General features: G+C 56.4%; 7 protein-coding genes. 4 read left to right on the forward strand and 3 right to left on the reverse strand.

Annotated elements, in window-relative coordinates; translation table 11 throughout:
• The 3 genes from F8J34_RS09330 to F8J34_RS09340 all read right to left on the reverse strand — a co-directional run.
• Positions 1-203, reverse strand: a 203-nt coding sequence (locus F8J34_RS09330) for a hypothetical protein (RefSeq protein WP_297058764.1), incomplete at its 3' end; no start/stop codon positions are given.
• A complete protein-coding gene (locus tag F8J34_RS09335) occupies positions 200-607 on the reverse strand; it encodes a biopolymer transporter ExbD (RefSeq protein ID WP_297058767.1) in 408 nt (135 codons plus the stop codon). The genes F8J34_RS09335 and F8J34_RS09330, both read right to left, overlap by 4 nt.
• Positions 594-1,223 carry a MotA/TolQ/ExbB proton channel family protein gene (locus F8J34_RS09340; protein ID WP_297058769.1) on the reverse strand — a complete coding sequence of 210 codons (630 nt, stop codon included), beginning with the start codon at positions 1,221-1,223 and terminating at the stop codon, positions 594-596. The genes F8J34_RS09335 and F8J34_RS09340 overlap by 14 nt, the downstream gene beginning before the upstream one ends.
• A gap of 227 nt (positions 1,224-1,450) precedes the next feature.
• On the opposite strand from F8J34_RS09340, the gene F8J34_RS09345 reads away from it, so the two are divergent.
• From F8J34_RS09345 to F8J34_RS09360, 4 genes are all read left to right on the forward strand, one after another.
• Complete coding sequence (locus F8J34_RS09345) at positions 1,451-1,879, forward strand: FmdE family protein (protein ID WP_297058771.1); 429 nt, start codon at positions 1,451-1,453, stop codon at positions 1,877-1,879.
• Positions 1,880-1,895: 16 nt separating this feature from the next.
• The gene (locus tag F8J34_RS09350) at positions 1,896-2,687 is read left to right on the forward strand and encodes a P-loop NTPase (protein ID WP_297058773.1); all 792 of its coding nucleotides are present in this window, start codon (positions 1,896-1,898) and stop codon (positions 2,685-2,687) included.
• Positions 2,688-2,767: 80 nt separating this feature from the next.
• Entirely contained in the window at positions 2,768-3,655 is an 888-nt protein-coding gene (locus tag F8J34_RS09355) for an ABC transporter substrate-binding protein (protein WP_297058776.1), read from the forward strand.
• Positions 3,645-4,460: iron ABC transporter permease (locus F8J34_RS09360; RefSeq protein ID WP_297058778.1), on the forward strand; the 816-nt coding region annotated here is incomplete at its 3' end. The genes F8J34_RS09355 and F8J34_RS09360, both read left to right, overlap by 11 nt.

A 4,460-nucleotide genomic window follows, 5' to 3' on the forward strand; every position in this document is an offset into this window, starting at 1 on the left:
AAACTCTCTCTTTTTACCGGGGACTTTCGGGACGGCCCGGGGGTAGAGGGGCCCGAAAGCCGAAAGGTGAGAAGGATGCTCTTTTTTTCCGGGGAGGGGCTACCGGAGCTCCTTAGCCCGGGGAATCCGTTCCAGAGGAAAAGGGCCAGATGGAGAGCCAGGGAAAGGACCAGGCTTAGAATGAGAAGGCGATTTATGTTCACGGTGCCCGTGGTTTTTCCGTAGCCAGACTTAGGGTTTTAGCCCCGGCCAGCCGGGCGGCGTCCATGGCCGAGACCACGGCCTCAAGCGGGGCCCTTCGATCGGCCTCTACCATTACTTTTTTCTCTTGCCGGGTGGCAAGCCTTTGCGAAAGCACTTTCACCAGTTCCTCGGCCCGGGTTCTTTTTTTCTCGAAATAGATGGTTCCGTTTCGGTCCACATACACCGTAAGGGGGGCCTTTACGGTCTTTCCGGATAAAGCCCGGGGAAGGGAGAGGTTAAGCCCTTCTCGATGGATGAAACTGGAGGTAAGGAGGAAGTAGATAAGCAGGAGAAAGACGATATCGATGAGGGCCGTAAGGGGTAGGGTAACCGCAGGTCTGGGGCGTTTTTTAAGCCGAAGCATGGCGTTCTCTTTCCTTAAGGGCCTTAAGTAACAGGGTGGCAGCTTCCTCCATCTGATTTTCTATCCGGGCCAGTCGGCCTTCCAGATAGGAAAGACCGATCATGATGGGGATAGCCACGGTAAGGCCTGCGGCGGTGGTGAGCATGGCCTCCCATATTCCTCCGGCCAGGTGCGAGGGGGTGACCCTTTCTCCCAGGGCCTCCACGGTCTGAAAGGCTCGAATCATTCCGATCACCGTCCCCAGAAGACCCAGGAGCGGAGCCAGGTTTCCGACCAGGGCCATCAGTCCGAAGTAGCGGGAAAGTTCGGCCCGTTCCTTTTCCGCCGCGGAGGAAAGGAGGCGTTCCACGGTCTCCGGATCCGCAAACCCCATGGAAAGCCCCTCGTAGAGCATACGGGCCACCGAACCCCTGCCCCGGGCGGCCTCCCTCCGGGCTCCCTCGAGATCCCCGGCAAGCACCCTTTCCGCCACTCGTTCCACCAGGTCCCTGTCGCGGGAAGTGGCCCCGAGGAGCCGAATTAGTCTTTCCAGAAAGACGGCCAGCCCCAGCACCGAACAGCCCAGAAGGGGCCACATCAAAAACCCACCCTTTTCCATAACCCACCAGAGAGTCATAGGACCTCCCGTGTCCTAAAAACTTACTCGCTTAAAACCGATCCCCAAAGTCCTTCAGCCGAACCCCTTGACAGGGGACCCGGACCGGGTTTAAGTTTGTGTTACACTTTATATAAAAGTGCTACGCATGACAAGAGGATTTATAAGTCTGATTTTTCCCAAAACTATTATCGAGCCCCGGGGAGGACTTGGTTTATGGAATTGAAATTCAGTTATTGAGGTCAACCATGTTTTTCACGGCCCTGGAAACCGTAGTGCGGAGGCACGGTCATCTCTGTCCCTATCTGGCTATAGGCTGGAGAGCCGGCCTGGTGTTCAGGTCCTATGTCCAGGAAAAGAACCTGAGGGATTTTTCCGTGTGTGCCTATAACCGGGGCTGTGCCGCAAGGGCCCTCCAATTGATGGGGTTTCCCTCCTTTTCCGAGGATATGGATGAAGAGGTCTATACTCTTCTCAATGCCCGGGGAGAAAATCTCCTTTTTCTTCGAACCAGGAGGTCCTTTACCCGAGCACCCGAAAAGCTGCGAAATCTTGAGAGCAAGATCCTGCGCCACACCATAACCCTTCAGGAGGCAGAGGAGTATCGCTATCTTTTCAGAAACTGGGTTACGGAAATCCTTGTCGCCCCGGCCCACCGACTTTTCTTAATTTCCTAAAGGAAAGGAGGCCACGATGAAGATAGTAATTAGCGGTAAGGGAGGAAGCGGAAAAAGCACCGTGGCTGCCCTGCTGGCCGAATTTCTGGCCGAGCAAAACCGGGAGGTATTGGTGGTGGATGCCGATGAGTCCAATCCGGGGCTTTATCGGATGCTGGGTTTTGAGAATCCACCTCCTACCCTCATGGACCTTCTCGGAGGCAAAACCGAGGTACGTAAAAAACTCCGGGAAAGAATTCGAAAAGAGGGCCGGGAGGAACTCGGTCTTTTCGAAAAACACAGAATTTCTCCGGAGGACCTCCCCGGGGAATACGTGGCCCGCAGGGGGAATCTGTCTCTGGTGGTGGTAGGGAAGATCCTTCAGGCCCGGGAGGGCTGCGCCTGCCCCATGGGGGTGGTGGCCCGGGAATTTCTGAAAAGACTCGAGTTTTCACCCGGAGGGATCGTTCTGGTGGATACCGAAGCCGGAGTGGAACACTTCGGAAGGGGTCTGGAGACAGCGGTAGATGGAGTACTTGCGGTGGTGGAACCCTCTCTGGAGGCGGTGGCCCTGGCGGAAAGAATACGGGATCTGGCTACCGGTTCCGGGGCCCGTTTTGCAGGGGTGGTTCTTAACCGAATAACCCCGGAGACCGAAGGGATCCTCGAAGAGGAGATCCTTCGGAGGAATCTGCCGGTGGTGGGGAAACTTTACGTGCGTCCGGAGTTCACCGCGGCCCTCCTTCGGGGAGAAAAACTTCCCCTTTCAGAAGAGGTTCGGGAGGAATTGGTTCGAATCCTCCAGGGGCTCCAGAGCGGTCTTCTGTAATGAGGCTACCAAGGCCATTTCTTCTTTTGTTTTTCCTCTGGACCATATTCCAGGTCAGACCCGCGGCCTCCAGAGTCCTGGTGATTCAGGATGCCGCCGGTCGTCGGGTAGAAGTGAGGGTTCCGGTAAAAAGAGCGGTTTTCTTTATCGGCTACGAGCTCATTCCCTATCTTGATCTGTGGGAGCAGACCGTAGGCATCAGCCTCTGGGCCAAACGCTATAGCGATCTTTTGAAGAAAACCTCGCCGCCGGGATGGCTGAGAACGATTCCCACGGTGGGCACCGCCACCCAGATTAACCTGGAAGCATTAGCGGTTCTTTCCCCGGATTTGATAGTGACCTGGTCCTATCGTCCGGAAGGTCTCAAGTTGCTGGAAGATTTTGCCCGAAAGAGCGGAGCCGTAGTAATAGCCCTTGCCCCGGAAAGCCTTAAGGATCTTTACCGCAGTATGAAACTTCTGGCTCAAGTTTTCGGTCGAGAGAGAAGGCTTCACCGGGTGGAAAAGGCCATGGAGGGAATCTTTTCTCTGATTCAGGATCGCCTTCAGGGTCTTAAGCACAGGAAGCGGGTCCTCTGGCTCTGGGGAGATCGATGTCATTGTCAGGTAGCCGGGGGACAAGGAGTGGTGGCGGATCTGCTGCGTCTTTCCGGCGGAAAAAATTGTGCCGAAACCTTGGATCATCCCTATCCCAGGGTCTCTCCCGAAAGGATCGTCCTTTGGGACCCGGAGGTCATTTTCATCTGGGGAAACGCTCCCTTTGGTCCGAAAGAGGTCTTGCGGGATCGAAGGCTAGCCGTGGTGACCGCCGTAAAACACAGGGCCGTTTATAAGGCCCCGGCCTGGTCCACCTGGTCTCCCAGGGTGGCTCTTTTAACCCTATGGGCGGCGATGAAGCTCTATCCCGAAAGATTTCGCGGGCTTTCTTTTTCAGCCCTGGTCGGAGAATTTGAGGCCCATGCCCTCTAAGGTCGGGGTCTGGATCATAGTGCTGGGAGGGGTGTTGATTTTGTATCTTTCTCTTTGTGTGGGGCCGGCTGGCTTTGAACCCTTCCTCCCTCTCCGCATCCTTGAGGGGAGGCTACAGGGAACGAAGGCCGGGGTCAGTCCGGCTCTGGTGAATATTATCTGGGAAATTCGCCTGCCGCGCGTGATTCTGGCCGGGCTGGTGGGGGCGGCCCTGGCCTCCTCCGGAGCGGCTCTTCAGGCCATTTTTCGGAATCCTCTGGTGGATCCCTATCTTCTGGGGCTTTCGGCCGGAGGGGCGCTGGGGTGTGCGGTGGCGGTGGCCTGGTTCCCCCGGGTGCCTATCCCTCTGGCCGCTTTCTTCTTTTCTTATCTGGCTGCCGTTCTGACTTACGGGGTGGCTCGACTTTCCGGAGAGGTCTCCCGTCTGAGTCTCATTCTTTCCGGGGTCATCGTCTCCGCCGGTCTTATGGCCCTGGTTTCCCTGATCAAATTCCTGGTGGATCCCCATCGGATGGCGGAGATCGTGACCTGGATGATGGGAAGTTTCGCCCTGAGCAACTGGGAGGCGGTGCGAAGAACCCTTGGGCCCATAGTTATCGGTCTCTTAGGCCTCTATATTTTGAGATTTCGCCTCAATCTTCTTTCCCTTTCCGAGGATGAGGCCCGGAGTCTGGGGGTGGCGGTGGAGGAGGAAAGGGCTCTGATTATGGCCCTTGCCGCCCTTACGGTGGGAGCCGGGGTGGCTGCCGCCGGTATCGTGGGTTGGGTGGGATTAATGGTACCCCTGTCTCTTATACACATCTCC

It is taken from the genome of Thermosulfurimonas sp., from assembly GCF_015491435.1.
In the GTDB taxonomy this organism is placed as follows: Bacteria; Desulfobacterota; Thermodesulfobacteria; order Thermodesulfobacteriales; family Thermodesulfobacteriaceae; genus Thermosulfurimonas_A.

Bases quoted from the DNA above. Each gene is read 5' to 3' on its own strand.
- F8J34_RS09335 (WP_297058767.1), bottom strand. From the start codon at position 607: ATGCTTCGGCTTAAAAAACGCCCCAGACCTGCGGTTACCCTACCCCTT.
- F8J34_RS09340 (WP_297058769.1), bottom strand. From the start codon at position 1,223: ATGACTCTCTGGTGGGTTATGGAAAAGGGTGGGTTTTTGATGTGGCCC.
- F8J34_RS09345 (WP_297058771.1), top strand. From the start codon at position 1,451: ATGTTTTTCACGGCCCTGGAAACCGTAGTGCGGAGGCACGGTCATCTC.
- F8J34_RS09350 (WP_297058773.1), top strand. From the start codon at position 1,896: ATGAAGATAGTAATTAGCGGTAAGGGAGGAAGCGGAAAAAGCACCGTG.